The sequence below is a fragment of the Paralcaligenes sp. KSB-10 genome (assembly GCF_021266465.1).
Classification (GTDB): domain Bacteria; phylum Pseudomonadota; class Gammaproteobacteria; order Burkholderiales; family Burkholderiaceae_B.
Genome location: NZ_CP089848.1, coordinates 4,085,681 through 4,098,835, shown reverse-complemented (window position 1 = coordinate 4,098,835; position 13,155 = coordinate 4,085,681). Strand labels below are relative to the sequence as shown.

The 13,155-nt window shown below is 60.6% G+C and carries 11 protein-coding genes and 1 pseudogene; 7 read left to right on the top strand and 5 right to left on the bottom strand.

The window, feature by feature from the left end; genetic code table 11:
• The first annotated feature begins 1 nt into the window (after position 1).
• The 3 genes and pseudogenes from LSG25_RS18750 to LSG25_RS18740 all read left to right on the top strand — a co-directional run.
• Positions 2-1,000 carry an ABC transporter ATP-binding protein gene (locus LSG25_RS18750; protein ID WP_232742390.1) on the top strand — a complete coding sequence of 333 codons (999 nt, stop codon included), beginning with the start codon at positions 2-4 and terminating at the stop codon, positions 998-1,000.
• A complete protein-coding gene (locus LSG25_RS18745) occupies positions 997-1,971 on the top strand; it encodes an ABC transporter ATP-binding protein (protein WP_232742389.1) in 975 nt (324 codons plus the stop codon). Before LSG25_RS18750 ends, LSG25_RS18745 begins: the two co-directional genes overlap by 4 nt.
• Positions 1,972-2,104: 133 nt before the next feature.
• Positions 2,105-2,584: pseudogene (locus LSG25_RS18740) on the top strand (methylated-DNA--[protein]-cysteine S-methyltransferase); the annotation flags it as partial.
• A 69-nt stretch (positions 2,585-2,653) separates the two neighbouring features.
• Here LSG25_RS18740 and LSG25_RS18735 read toward each other — a convergent pair.
• Positions 2,654-3,592: a GlxA family transcriptional regulator gene (locus LSG25_RS18735; protein WP_232742387.1), complete on the bottom strand. Its 939-nt coding sequence runs from the start codon at positions 3,590-3,592 to the stop codon at positions 2,654-2,656.
• A 143-nt stretch (positions 3,593-3,735) separates the two neighbouring features.
• Here LSG25_RS18735 and LSG25_RS18730 point away from each other — a divergent pair, with 143 nt between their 5' ends.
• From LSG25_RS18730 to LSG25_RS18720, 3 genes are all read left to right on the top strand, one after another.
• Positions 3,736-4,536: an SDR family oxidoreductase gene (locus LSG25_RS18730; protein ID WP_232742386.1), complete on the top strand. Its 801-nt coding sequence runs from the start codon at positions 3,736-3,738 to the stop codon at positions 4,534-4,536.
• 140 nt (positions 4,537-4,676) lie between these two features.
• Entirely contained in the window at positions 4,677-5,441 is a 765-nt protein-coding gene (locus tag LSG25_RS18725) for a GntR family transcriptional regulator (RefSeq protein WP_232742385.1), read from the top strand.
• 86 nt (positions 5,442-5,527) lie between these two features.
• Positions 5,528-6,694, top strand: coding sequence for a mandelate racemase/muconate lactonizing enzyme family protein (locus LSG25_RS18720; protein ID WP_232742384.1), 1,167 nt, complete (start codon positions 5,528-5,530; stop codon positions 6,692-6,694).
• Between the two features lie 58 nt (positions 6,695-6,752).
• On the opposite strand, the gene LSG25_RS18715 is transcribed toward LSG25_RS18720, so the two are convergent.
• Positions 6,753-7,547 carry an SDR family NAD(P)-dependent oxidoreductase gene (locus tag LSG25_RS18715; protein ID WP_232742383.1) on the bottom strand — a complete coding sequence of 265 codons (795 nt, stop codon included), beginning with the start codon at positions 7,545-7,547 and terminating at the stop codon, positions 6,753-6,755.
• Between the two features lie 602 nt (positions 7,548-8,149).
• Here LSG25_RS18715 and LSG25_RS18710 point away from each other — a divergent pair.
• Positions 8,150-9,022, top strand: coding sequence for a DMT family transporter (locus LSG25_RS18710; protein WP_232742382.1), 873 nt, complete (start codon positions 8,150-8,152; stop codon positions 9,020-9,022).
• A gap of 61 nt (positions 9,023-9,083) precedes the next feature.
• On the opposite strand, the gene LSG25_RS18705 is transcribed toward LSG25_RS18710, so the two are convergent.
• The 3 genes from LSG25_RS18705 to LSG25_RS18695 all read right to left on the bottom strand — a co-directional run bounded on the left by LSG25_RS18705 (position 9,084) and on the right by LSG25_RS18695 (position 13,113).
• Positions 9,084-10,532, bottom strand: a complete 1,449-nt coding sequence (locus LSG25_RS18705) for an MATE family efflux transporter (RefSeq protein WP_232742381.1) — start codon at positions 10,530-10,532, stop codon at positions 9,084-9,086.
• Positions 10,533-10,993: 461 nt separating this feature from the next.
• A complete protein-coding gene (locus tag LSG25_RS18700; protein WP_232744763.1) occupies positions 10,994-12,514 on the bottom strand; it encodes a DHA2 family efflux MFS transporter permease subunit in 1,521 nt (506 codons plus the stop codon).
• A gap of 98 nt (positions 12,515-12,612) precedes the next feature.
• Positions 12,613-13,113 (bottom strand): MarR family transcriptional regulator, encoded by a 501-nt coding sequence (locus LSG25_RS18695; protein WP_232742380.1) that lies wholly within the window; start codon positions 13,111-13,113, stop codon positions 12,613-12,615.
• Positions 13,114-13,155: the final 42 nt, after the last annotated feature.

Sequence of the window (13,155 nt, the reverse complement as noted above, 5' to 3'; positions counted from 1 at the left end):
CATGGCCACAGAAACCCCATCACTGGAGCTACGCGACCTGCGCACCGAGTTCCGCATCGGCGGAACCTGGCATGCCGCCGTGCGTGGCGTGTCGCTGTCGGTCGCCAAGAACGAAACCCTGGCCATCGTGGGTGAGTCGGGCAGCGGCAAGAGCGTGACGGCATTGTCCATACTGCGCCTGATGCCAAGCTCGGGAGCGCGGCATGGCGGCGGCCAGGTATTGCTGGAAGGCAAAGACTTGACCGGGCTTTCCGAGAGCCGGATGGCAGCCGTGCGCGGCAACGACATCGCCATGATCTTCCAAGAGCCCATGACCTCGCTCAACCCCACCATGACCATAGGCGATCAAATTGCCGAAGCCGTGCGCCAGCATAGAAAACTGGGCTGGAAAGAGGCCCGCAAGATTGCGCTGGAGGTTCTGGAGGAAGTGAAGATTCCCGCGGCGGCCCAACGCTTTAAAGATTATCCGCACCAATTCTCGGGCGGCATGCGCCAACGCGTCATGATTGCAATGGCGCTTGCCTGTCGCCCCAAAGTGTTGCTGGCCGATGAACCGACCACGGCGCTCGATGTCACCATACAAGCGCAGATCCTGACCTTGCTGGACGATTTGAGGCAGGCATATGGCATGTCGGTTGTGTTTATCACACACAACCTCGGGGTCGTGGCGCAAATCGCCGACCGGGTTGCCGTCATGTACGGCGGAGAGATCGTGGAACTGGCCGATGCCGACACCCTGTTCGCCCACCCCACCCACCCCTACACCGAAGCGCTTCTGCATGCCATGCCGCGCGTGGATACCGACTCGATCTCCTTGCAGCCCATACCCGGCAGCGTGCCGGCGATCAGCGCCATGCCCGAAGGATGTACCTTTGCGGCGCGCTGCCCGCTGCGCGAAAGCATCTGCGAAGCGGAACATCCACCGCTGGCCACGCTGGCAGACGGACGACACCAAGTGCGCTGCTTTGTGCGTGCACGCCAATCGGGAGAACAGGCATGAGCGCCCTCTTGCAAGTCAAGAACCTGGTCAAGCGCTTTGAAAGCGGCGGCGGCCCATTGGGCGGGCCGAAGCAGATAGTCCGGGCCGTCAACCATGTATCGTTCGATGTGGAGCGAGGTCAATCCGTGGGCCTGGTGGGAGAATCGGGCTGCGGTAAATCCACGGTGGCACGCACACTGCTGCGCCTGGTCGAACCCGACGAAGGCTCCATCCTGTTCGATGGCATCGAGCTGCGCAATGCCAATTCGGCGCAGATGCGCACATTGCGCCAACGCATTCAAATTGTGTTCCAGGACCCTTTCGCCTCTTTGAACCCCAGGCTTACGGTACGCCAGACGCTCTCGGAGCCCTTGCGTGTGCACAAATTGGGGACTTCACGTGAAATCGACGCACGCATCGGCCGGACACTGGATGAAGTGGGCTTGCCGCACACGTCGCTGGATCGCTACCCCCATGAATTCTCCGGCGGCCAACGCCAGCGTATCGGTATAGCGCGAGCCCTGGTGCTCGATCCGGAGCTGATTGTGGCCGATGAGCCCGTGTCGGCTCTCGATGTATCCGTGCAGGCACAGATACTGCAACTATTGGAGCGCCTTAAGCGGGAACGACGCCTGTCTTTCGTGTTTGTATCGCACGACCTGGGCGTAGTCAGGCATTTCTGCGACGAGGTCTGCGTCATGTACCTTGGCCGCATCGTCGAGCGGGGCAATACGGCGCAGGTTCTGGACTCTCCTTTGCATCCGTATAGCAGGGTGCTGCGGGATTGCTCGCCCGTACCCGACCCGGCCGCACGCATTACCCTGAGCAGGATCACCGGCGAGATACCCGCGCCCACGAACCTGCCCCCAGGCTGCACCTACCACCCGCGCTGCGCGGCAGCCCAGGCCGACTGCCGTGCTCAGGTGCCTGTGCTGAAGGAGGTTTCTCCCGGACGCGATGCCGCGTGCTTTCATCCGCTGATGAAGGCGTGAAACCCCAACCATGAAGCGGCCGGGGAGTCCGGGCGCAGCGGGAATTCAAACGCAAGAGCCGGAGTGTCTTGAAGCCATCGAAGATTTAAATTGCCCCTGACCGATGTATTCTTTAACCGCAAGGAGTCGGAAAATGGCATACGCATATAAAACGATGGATTCGCCCGTCGGGCAATTGAAGCTGGTAGCCAATGACGCAAAGCTCTGCGCCATTTTGTGGGAGCACGATAAGCCGAACCGGGTACGGCTGGGCCCCATGACCGAAGAGGTGAATAATCCGGTCCTGCTCGATACCGAACGGCAATTGAATGAGTATTTCGCCGGGAAACGAAACCGTTTCGAGCTTGAGCTGGAGTTTGCCGGAACCGAGTTTCAAAAGAAAGTCTGGGCGGCGCTGCTGACTATTCCATTTGGAGAAACGCGCAGCTACAGCGAAATCGCGGCGCAGATCGGCCACGCGAGCGCGGTGCGGGCGGTTGGCGCGGCCAACGGCAGAAATCCGATTTCGATTATCGCGCCGTGCCATCGGGTTATCGGCGCCTCGGGCAACCTGACCGGGTTTGCCGGCGGCCTCATGACCAAAAAACGGCTGCTGGCGCTGGAAAGCGATCAGGCCCCGCAAACCGCGGCCTGACTCCTGGCTGAGGAGCCGCGCGTCAACGCATAGGCGGTGTTTGACCACTCACGCCCCTATCCTGGCATTGCGGCGCACCGTCTGGGGCGGCTGGCCAAAGGCCCGCAAAAAGGCGCGGCGCATGCGCTCGCGATCGACGAAGCCGGTTTCATCGGCAATCACGTCCATCGAAAGACGGCCCTGCTCCATCAGCAGTCGCGCAGTTTCCACACGCAGGTTCTCGACCGCCTTGGCGGGCGACTGGCCCGTTTCCGCCCGGAAGGCGCGGCTGAACTGGCGCGGGCTCAGGTTTGCGGCATCGGCCAGATCGTCCACCGATAGCGTGCTTCGCAGATTCTGTTTGGCGAAATCCAGCGCCTTCTGGATGCGGTCCGATTTGGGTTCCAGTTCCAGCAGCGCCGAGAACTGCGACTGGCCGCCCGCGCGGCGATGATACACAACCAATTTGCGGGCCACCGAACGGGCGACTTCCGGCCCGAGATCCTTCTCGACCATGGCCAGGGCCAGGTCGATGCCGGCAGTCATGCCGGCCGATGTCCAGACAGGACCGTCGATGATGAAGATGCGATCCTCCTCCACCTTCAGACGGGGGAAACGCTTCTGGAGCTGGCGCGCGAAAAACCAGTGCGTGGTGGCCCGGCGGCCGTTCAGGACACCGGCTTCGGCCAAGACAAATGCCCCGGTGCAGGGCGCCGCAACGCGCCTGGAAGTTTGCATGGAACGGCGCACGAAATCCAGCAATGCCGGTGCCGAGGGTTCGATCTGTGCGCCGGCTCCGATGATGACGGTGTCAAAGACTTTTCCGTCGAAGGCTTCGGTTTCGACGGAAAAACCCGCCGAGGAGCGAACCAGCCCGCCCTGCTCGGACAGCAGACTCACGCTGTAGACGGTCTCCTGGGCGACAAAGTTGGCGACTTCGAAAACGGTGATGGCGGCAAAACCCATGACCTGGAAATTCGGGAAAACAACAAAACCTATGCTTTGCATGAGATGGCTCCTGACGATATCCTCATAATAGCAATGTCCTAAAACGTTGTATATATGACATTTGAGACAATCACCGCGGCACTTATCCTTTCTATTCCGAGACGCCGCTTCCGGCGTCGACTCAACCCGGCAAAGGAAAAAACATGGCCACTCACCCTCAACGCGGCACAGCCCTGATAACAGGAGCATCTTCCGGCATCGGTGCGATTTACGCCGATCGGCTGGCGCGCCGCGGCTACAACCTCATTCTTGTGGCACGCAATCGCGAACGCCTCGACAAGCTGGCGCGGCGCCTTGCCGATGAAACCGGACAAACGATCGAAGTCATCGCCGCGGACCTCGGCGACAAGTCCGACCTGGCCCGCGTCGAAAGCGTACTGCGGACCGATTCCAGCATCACCCTGCTGATCAACAACGCGGGCCTCGGGGCCACAGCCCCGCTTCTTGCCTCCGATATCGACAAAATGACCGCCATGATCGATCTGAACGTGACGGCGCTGACGCGGCTGACCTACGCCGCGGTTCCCGGATTCGTCGCCCGCGAAGGCGGCTCGATCATCAATATCGCTTCGATCGTCGGCATCGCGCCCGAAATCCTGAACGGCGTCTACGGCGCCACCAAGGCATTCGTTCTGGCATTCAGCCGTTCGCTGAACCATGAACTGGCAGACAAGAAAATCCGCGTCCAGGCGGTCGCGCCCGGCGCAACCGCCACCGATTTCTGGGAAATTGCCGGCATGCCGATCGAGCACGTGCCGAGCGAAATGGTCATGCGGGCGGAAGACATGGTGGATGCGGCGCTGGCCGGCCTCGACCAGGGCGAACAGGTCACCATCCCTTCGCTGCCGGACCTGGCCGACTGGGAGGCATACGAAACAGCCCGCCAGAAGCTTATGCCCAACCTGTCCAGGCAAGTGCCGGCCACGCGCTACCGCGCAGCCTGACCCGACAGCAGGGGCGAGGGAAGAAACGCCAGCGCCGCCCATCGCCTCCTGCACGCCACGTCCCTCTCCACACGCAAACCAACTGGCGCTATTGGCGCGTGCTTGTTCTTTCAGTCTTAAAAACCTATTATTAGGTCATTATGACTATTCGCCTTTCCGACCTGGCCCAGCGCTCCCATCTGCCTTTGTACGACCAGGTGGCAACTTTGATGCGCACACGCATCGAGCATCAGGAATGGTCCGTGGGCGCACAGATCCCCACTATCGACAATCTGGCCAGCGAATACGGCGTCGCGCGAATTACCATACGCCAGGCGCTGGACGACCTGGCCGGCCAGGGTTTGATTTCGCGCGGACGCGGGCGCGGCACGTTCGTGGCCAAAAACCTGGGTGACGAGCGCTGGTTCCGGCTGGCGACAAGCTGGAAAGACCTGCTGATCACCAGCGAAGGCCTGGCTCGCAAACTGCTCGAGTCCGAGCCCGTTGCCGGCATCGACCTGGTCGAGCCCGACGAAGGGCTGGCGGCCGACACCTACCAACGCATACGACGGGTGCATTCCCGTGAAAAAGTACCGTATTGCCTCATCGATATCTACGTTGCGATGGACGTGTTCGAACAGGCGCCGCATGAATTCGAAAACCAATTGGTATTGCCTTTGCTTGTCGAGCGAATGAACGAAGACCTGGCCTCGGCGTCCCAATCGCTGGTCATCGCCTCGGCCGATATGCACGTGGCCCTGCATCTGGATATCCCCGTGGGCAGCCCCATCGCACGCGTGCGGCGTATCGTGCTCGATCGCCACGGCCGGATCATCCACCTGGCCCACATCGCCTATCCCTCGCGCTTTGTACGACTGCAAATGGACCTTGACATCAACAACGCTGCGCTGCCGTGCGCATCCTGAAATCAGCCGGATTTTCCAAAGTAATTCGCAACGCGGACATCAAGCCCAACTGAAGCCCGCGCACCCAAAAGAGAACCCCGACAGACATGCACGAAAACCCATTCACCGATCTGCCCAGCCTGGCTGGCATAGAGATGGATCTGGTCCTCGCAAAGGTCGAGGCCTTTGCCTACCGCTGTTCAACGGACCGCCCCATACGCTCTTCGTTCGGTACAAAGCAGCACCGGCAGACAGTCATCGTCCGGGTCGAAGACCATTCCGGCCAGGAAGGCTGGGGCGAGGTATGGTGCAATTTCCCCCCTCACGGTGCGGAACATCGCGCCAACCTTATCGGAGCGGTCTTGCAGCCCTTGCTGATCGACCAGCCTTTTCCACATCCGTTCAAAGTATTTGAAACACTCGACGCCAAAACACACAAGCTGGCGCTCCAATGCGGCGAAAGCGGGCCGTTTGCCCAGATCGTGGCCGCGGTCGATACCGCCTGCTGGGATCTCGTAGCCCGACGCGCAGGCCGGCCGCTATGGCGCCTTCTCAATGGCGCCCCCACCGTGCCGGTTTATGCCAGCGGGCTCGAACTGCCCGACCTGCTCGAGGTCGCTTTACAGAAGTGGGAAGAAAGCTACCGGGCGTTCAAGCTCAAGATCGGCTTCGATGTACAGAGTGACCTGGCGAATCTGCGGACCCTGCGCGAATCGCTCCCACCCGAAGCACGGCTGATGGTCGATGCCAATCAGGCATGGACTATGGACGAAGCGATGAAACGAGTGCGCGAACTGGCGCCTTATCATCTGGAATGGCTGGAAGAACCTCTGGCTTGCGACCGTCCCAACCGGGAATGGCAGGCCTTGGCGGAACACTCCAAAATACCGCTGGCGGCCGGAGAGAATCTTCGCGGCCGCGCGAACTTCAATATGGCTCTGCAGGCCGGCTATCTGGACGTATTCCAGCCCGACATCGGCAAATGGGGAGGCGTAAGCGGCTGCTACGCTGTGGGAAAAATGGCTGTGGAAGCCGGCCGGAAATATTGCCCTCATTGGCTGGGCGGAGGCATAGGGCAGATGGCTTCAATGCACGTGCTGTCCGCCGTCGGCGCACCGGGGCTGCTGGAGATCGACTCCAAACCCAACCCCTTCCGCGAAGAGCTGGGCCTGGAATTCAAGGTTGAAGACGGAGCGGTGAGCCTGCCCGAGGCGCCGGGCATCTGCGGCGAAATCGACCTGACACGCATCGAACGCTTTCGCATACGGCCGTAGGATACTGTCCTGGAAATCAACGGGCGCAGACGCAGGGGCGGCCTTTACGCCACACTCATCAGGCAATAGTGTCGACCACGCCGCCATCGACTCGCAGCGCGGCGCCGGTAGTGGCCGATGCCTGCGGCGAACAAGCGTAGACGATCATGTTGGCTACCTCTTCCACGCTGGCGGGGCGTTGCAGGATCGACGATGGGCGCAGCGTCTTGACGAAATCGACGGCAACATCTTCGAGCGAGCGGCCGGTGGCCTTCACTTCATCGCCGAGCATGGCGGCCACACCTTCGCTAAGAGTCGGCCCAGGCAGCACGGCATTGACGGTGACGCCCGTGCCCGCCATGCGCTTGGCCAATCCGCGCGACACGCTCAGCAGCGCGGTTTTGGTAAAACCGTAGTGGATCATGTCGGCGGGAATATTCAGTGCCGACTCCGAAGACAGAAATACAACCCGGCCCCAGCCGCGCGCGGCCATGCCCGGCAGGTAAGCGCGCGACAGGCGCACACCCGACATCACGTTGGTTTCAAAAAAAAGGGTCCATTCGCTATCGGGTATTTCGAAGAAATCCTGCGGGCCGAAAATACCTACGTTATTGACCAGAATGTCGCAATCGGGGCATTGCGCAACAAGGGCGGCGCAGCCGGCAATATCGCCAAGGTCTGCGGCAATGCCGCTCGCCGCGGCACCTGGGACCGCCACGCGCACCGCTTGCACCGCCCGGTCGACCGCTTGCTGCGTGCGGCCGTTGACAACGACTGCGGCGCCCGCCGCCGCCAGCCCTTTGGCTGTCGCCAGGCCGATACCGGCGGTAGAGCCTGTCACGATCGCGGTCTTGCCCTTAAGATCAATATGCATATAAGGTCCTTGGTTAGTTCTGTGGTTACTTTTGCGCTGGCGGCAGCTTGCTCACAGCACTCGACCATATTGAGCACGGAGCATTAGGAAAGATTGTACTGACCACAAGATCATAAGCGCACTCCAAAAATTTGGGCAGACACATACCAAGGGGTTTTGTAGGGACGGCCCTTGCGGCCGTCTGAGCATGCCTATTGCCCGTTGACAGGATACCCACAAGAGGGGCCCTTGATGCGACGCGAAAATCCTGTGGCAAAAATTGACTCGACGCCGATCCCGGTCTATAAATACGAATCCTCGTCCGAGGACATTCAATTTACCCGGCAGTCTTCATGACTTCACTTGCGCACTCCGACTCTTGCACCACCGCAGCCGATCTGCCGGTTGGTCGCCCGTGCGCAGGCAATCCGCCCGTCGTTTCATCTGTCGCCCCTCCAGTCCGCATCGCCACAGCCGGCGCGCCTCCGCCGCCCGCTGTCGCTCATGGCTGATTTGCGGCCCATCTAGCGGCTCCGACTTCCTCTCGCCATTCCTGGCTGCCTGACGCTCACGCGCCAGGACGGCGTGCCGGAGCCTGTTGTTTCCCTGACAGGTGAATACGTATGATTTTCCACAAAACTTCCTGGACCGTTCACGGTTCAACGGCGCTTTTCGTGCTGCTCTGGAGCAGCGGTGCCATTTTTTCCGAACTGGGGCTCGAACATGCTTCGCCCTTCGCCTTCCTGGTGCTGCGCTTCGGCCTTGCGTTCAGCCTGCTGCTGACGCTTGCGCTGCGCCGGCATCGCTGGCTGCCCGCCCCGGGCTCTCGCGCACGAGCGGCGGCGACCGGCCTGGTGCTTATAGGCAGCTATCCAATCTGTTATCTGCTGGCTCTCGAACACGGCGTTACGCCTGGAGTGCTGGCCACCGTTCTGGGCGTGCAACCCATACTCACACTGGCGCTGCTCGAGCGGCACTATTCAATTCGACGCCTGCTGGGGCTCGGATTGTCGATGGGCGGACTGGTGCTGGTGGTCTATCAAAGTCTTCGGATAGCGCATTTCCCGCCAAGCGGCATGCTTTTTTCCCTGGCCGCGCTGCTCTGCATGACGGGGGGATCCATTCTGCAAAAAGGCGTCAGGCAGGCCCCCATGGATGTGCTGCCGCTGCAATACCTGGTTGCGCTGCTGCTATGCCTTGCATTCGTGCCGTTCAGGCCATTTGATGTCGACTTCAGCACGGGCTTTCTGATCGCCCTGATCTGGCTGGGGATCCTGATTTCGGTGGTGGCGCAATGCCTGTTCTACCGCTTGATCCAGGCCGGCAACCTGGTCAATGTCACGAGCCTGTTCTATCTGGTTCCCATCGTGACCGCCATCATGGATTACCTGGTGCTGGGCAACCGCCTGTCGCCGCTATCCCTGGCGGGCATGGGCGCCATTGTCCTGGGACTTATGCTGGTATTCAGAAGCCAGGCCGGCAGCCGCCATCATTAAGGCCCGGGCAAGGGCGGATCTGTTTGCCTGAATTCAAGCTGCGTAGGCCGCCTCGCTCACCCTACAGACCTTCCAGCCTGCGGACCAGGCTGGAGGTACTGCGCGGCCAGCCTACCGGGCCGAACCATGCGCCGCCGGCGATTGCGGTCGCATTGATGAGCCCATAAACAACCAAAGCGAGGGCCTGCGCCAGGAAAACACCGCCCAAGCCCGTGCCCCAGCGTATGGCCAGCCACCCCCCAAGAGCCGCCAATGCAAGCCGCGTGGTGCTGCCTATGACCGGCCAGAGCAACCGCCCCGCGCCCTGCGAGGCAAAGTACACGCTCAAGCCCAATCCGAAAAACCCATAAACCGGCCCGACGGTCCGCAAATAATGCGCACCCGATGCCAGCATCGTCGGATCGTGGCTATATAAAGACAGCCAGACATTCGGAAACGCGGCGGCGCACAGGCCTATGGTTTCAGTCATGGCAAACGCAAGCGCCGCGCCTATCCAGGTAATGCGCAAAGCCCGCTCCGTACGCCCCGCTCCCATGCATGTGCCTACCATCGCAACCATGGGCCCGCCCAGGCCGAACACGAGCGGAACCAGCAAGTATTCCAGGCGGGCACCCGTACCATACCCCGCAATGGCGGCCGGGCCGAACTCGCCCACCAGCGCCGTTGCAATACTTATCGCCAGATTAATGGCAATCGTCGAAATCGCCGCCACGAGGCCCACGCGCAAAATATCGCGAAAAAATTCACCGCGGAACTCCATATTCTTCAAAGACGGCCGCAACAGGCTTTTGCCGGAACACAAATAGGCGGTCAGGGCGATGCAGCCGAAAAGGTAATACAGCAGAAGCGCAATAGCACCCCCGGCTATGCCCAAGGCAGGGATAGGGCCCAGGCCGAAGATCAGGGTGGGCGACATGGGCACCAGCATAACGGTGCCGACGCAGGTTACCGTGGCGGGCAAAGCCATGTTTCCGGTGCCTCGTATCACGGAAGCCAGGGAATTGAACAGCCAAATCAGGGCGGCTCCGGCAAACACCCAATTGGAATACTTCATTGCCGCGTCCAGCGACGCCCCGACGCCACCCATCGCGGCGTACAGATAGCGCCCCCCGATCAAGCCCGTGACAGTAAAAAACAAACTGAACAACACGCCGATGGCCACGGCGTGCAGCACCAGCGAATTCGCATCGCCCCGCCGCCCCGCGCCCAAGGCACGGGCGATCGCCGACGAGATACCTCCCCCCATGGCCCCGCCCGACAGCATCTGCATCAACATCACAACGGGAAATACCAGCGCTACTCCAGCCAGGGCATTCGTACCCAAACGGCCGATAAAATAGGTTTCGATCAATCCCGCCGAAGCCTGTGCGGCCAGGACAAGAATATTGGGTACCGCAAGCCGCAGCAGCGTCGACGCGATGGGCGCTTCCAGGAGCAAACGCGTCCGGCGATCGGCCGATAGTACAGAACTCTCGCGCCCCTCGACGGGGGGTGGGGGTACAGCAGGCATGGATCGCTCTCAGTTTGTCCGGTGGCCATTGCGGCACGCATGCCCACCTGTTCATGATGAATGGATCGTGAATATAATAAATTATAATCATCATTTATTCAATCGGCACAGCGTAAATTTATAAAGATGGCCTGCGATTACGCAAAACACCTCAACGCAAGCGGGGGTGGCGGCCCAGGCAGGGTGGGCGAGCTTGAGTCCGCCGCGGCCCACGCCTGGATCGGGAATAAAGGGAGCGGTTGTCTGAGCGGGACGTTTGCGAACAGCCGGGGGCTGTTCGCTCCCGCGAGTTCCGCGACCGCCCGATCCAGGCGTGGGCCGCGGGCAGTCCTGGCAACGCCAGGACCGGACGATGCGAGCACCACCCTGCCTGGGCTGCCACCCCCGCGCCTTAAGAACGAGGACGACAGGCGGCCGCAATGGCCATCCCTACGCTACGGCCTATCGATTTCCGACTTGGCCTATTCCGCCCCCACAGCCACAGTCTCAGCCGCCTGCTCCACGGAGTCCTCGCTGACTGCCTTTTTCGTACGCATCAACAGCAAAAAGGGTATCGACGCCAGCGTCACCCAGAACATCAGCCGGAAATCATCCAGATACGCAATGAACGACGCCTGGTTCTGCAGCACCGCATCGAGCCCCGCCCGACCAACCGACGTGCTCATATCGAAGAACCCCGACAAAGGATCCGGACGGGACATCAACGTACCGGCCGTCACATACGCCGCCAGGGAACTATGCATAATGACCGTATTGCGGACCAGCATAGTCTGCATCACCGAAATCCCAATGCTGCTGCCTATATTGCGCGACAGGCTATAGATCGCCGTACCTTCCGGGCGCAAACGCTTGTCCAACGTAGAAAAAGTCATGGTCGTAAGAGGTACCGACGTAAACCCTATGCCCATCCCCTGGATGAACCCCGGCCAGGCCACATCCCATTCGGTGATCTGCGGCGTATACCCCGCCATCTGCCACAGCGACAGCGCCGTCAGGCCAAAACCCAGCGCAACAATCAGCCGGCTATCCATGCGCCCCACCAGACGCCCCGCACACATCATCGCCAGCATCGTCCCCAGGCCGCTGGGCGCGGTGACCAGCCCCGTGGTCATTACCGGGTAGCCCAGCAAAGTCTGCAGCAAAGGCGGCAACAGCGCACGCGTAGCGTAGAGCAGCAGCCCCAGCAGGAAATAGAACGCCAGCCCGGTCACGAAATTTTGGTCCTTCAACAGCTTCACATTGAAAAAGGAATCGCTGCCATCCGTGGCCGTATGCAGCACGAAGAAGGTGAATGCAATAAAAGCGCACACCGCCTCAACGCGAATTTCTATCGAACCGAACCAATCGGCCTGCTCGCCGCGGTCCAGCAGCAGCTGCAGCATGCCAATGGCAATCGCCAGCAGGGAAAAGCCGAACCAGTCGAAGCGCTTCGAGATCTTCGGCCCGGTTTCATGAATGTAGTAATACACCCCGGCAAAAGACAAAATGCCTACGGGCAAATTGATCAGGAAGACCCAGCGCCAAGTCATATTGTCCGTCAGCCAGCCCCCCAGAGTCGGCCCCAGGACGGGCCCGAGCATGACACCCATGCCCCATACCGCCATGGCCCGGGCATGGCGCTCGGGCGGATTTATGTCCAGCATCACGGCCTGCGACAAGGGCACCAGCGCCGCGCCGAACACACCTTGCAGCAGGCGAGCGCCCACTATCTCCAGCAGGTTTCCCGACATGCCGCACAGCAAGGAGCTCGCCGTGAAGCCGGCGATGGAAATCAGGAAGATCGTCTTGCGTCCGTAACGGCCGGACAGCCAGCCCGTGACAGGAGTGGCGATCGCCGCCGCCACAATATAGGAAGTCAGCACCCAGGTGATCTGATCCTGCGATGCGGACAGCCCGCCCGCCATATGAGGCAGCGCCACATTGGCAATAGTGCTGTCCAGCGTCTGCATGATTGTGGCAAGCATGATGGACAAGGTGATCATGAACCGTTTCGGTTCGAGGGAAGGCTCGCGGGTGTCGATCACAATGTTGCCGGCATGATAAGAGGTAATAACGTCCGTTACTATTCAGGCAAAAAAAACTAATCCAGCTTATGCAGCAGCTTGCGCAGCAGGCGTTCCAGTTCGTCTACCTCGTCCGCACTGAAGCCTTCCAGCGCCTGCTTGACATAGGCGCGACGCGGCGGCAGGAAGTCTTCCACGAAAGCAAGGCCTTTTTTGGTCAGTTGCAGGAACAACTGGCGCCGGTCGGTCTCATCGTCCACGCGGTCGACAAAACCACGCCCCGCCAGCTCGCGGGCGACGCGGGTGCTGTTGGTGCGCGAAGAGTTCATGAAAACGCTTAATTCCGATGGCTTGAGGCGATGGTCGGGGCTGGCATAAATCACCACCAGCGAGGTCCACAAGGTGGTGTTCAAGCCATGCGACTTGAACGGTTCGTCCATATAGTCGTTCAGCCGCAAGGCCACATGCTGGAACAAGCGCAAAATCACCGATTCACGCATTGCGCCGCGCGCAGAAAGGCGCCGCGACAGGCCCTGCATGGCCTGCTCGAAAGACTGAAAAGAAGATATTTTGTCCATATAGTAACGTACGTTACTACATATTCAGTGGAAAAATCCAGT

Bases quoted from the DNA above. Each gene is read 5' to 3' on its own strand.
- LSG25_RS18750 (WP_232742390.1), top strand. From the start codon at position 2: ATGGCCACAGAAACCCCATCACTGGAGCTACGCGACCTGCGCACCGAG.
- LSG25_RS18745 (WP_232742389.1), top strand. From the start codon at position 997: ATGAGCGCCCTCTTGCAAGTCAAGAACCTGGTCAAGCGCTTTGAAAGC.
- LSG25_RS18735 (WP_232742387.1), bottom strand. From the start codon at position 3,592: ATGCAAAGCATAGGTTTTGTTGTTTTCCCGAATTTCCAGGTCATGGGT.
- LSG25_RS18730 (WP_232742386.1), top strand. From the start codon at position 3,736: ATGGCCACTCACCCTCAACGCGGCACAGCCCTGATAACAGGAGCATCT.
- LSG25_RS18725 (WP_232742385.1), top strand. From the start codon at position 4,677: ATGACTATTCGCCTTTCCGACCTGGCCCAGCGCTCCCATCTGCCTTTG.
- LSG25_RS18720 (WP_232742384.1), top strand. From the start codon at position 5,528: ATGCACGAAAACCCATTCACCGATCTGCCCAGCCTGGCTGGCATAGAG.
- LSG25_RS18715 (WP_232742383.1), bottom strand. From the start codon at position 7,547: ATGCATATTGATCTTAAGGGCAAGACCGCGATCGTGACAGGCTCTACC.
- LSG25_RS18710 (WP_232742382.1), top strand. From the start codon at position 8,150: ATGATTTTCCACAAAACTTCCTGGACCGTTCACGGTTCAACGGCGCTT.
- LSG25_RS18705 (WP_232742381.1), bottom strand. From the start codon at position 10,532: ATGCCTGCTGTACCCCCACCCCCCGTCGAGGGGCGCGAGAGTTCTGTA.
- LSG25_RS18700 (WP_232744763.1), bottom strand. From the start codon at position 12,514: ATGATCACCTTGTCCATCATGCTTGCCACAATCATGCAGACGCTGGAC.
- LSG25_RS18695 (WP_232742380.1), bottom strand. From the start codon at position 13,113: ATGGACAAAATATCTTCTTTTCAGTCTTTCGAGCAGGCCATGCAGGGC.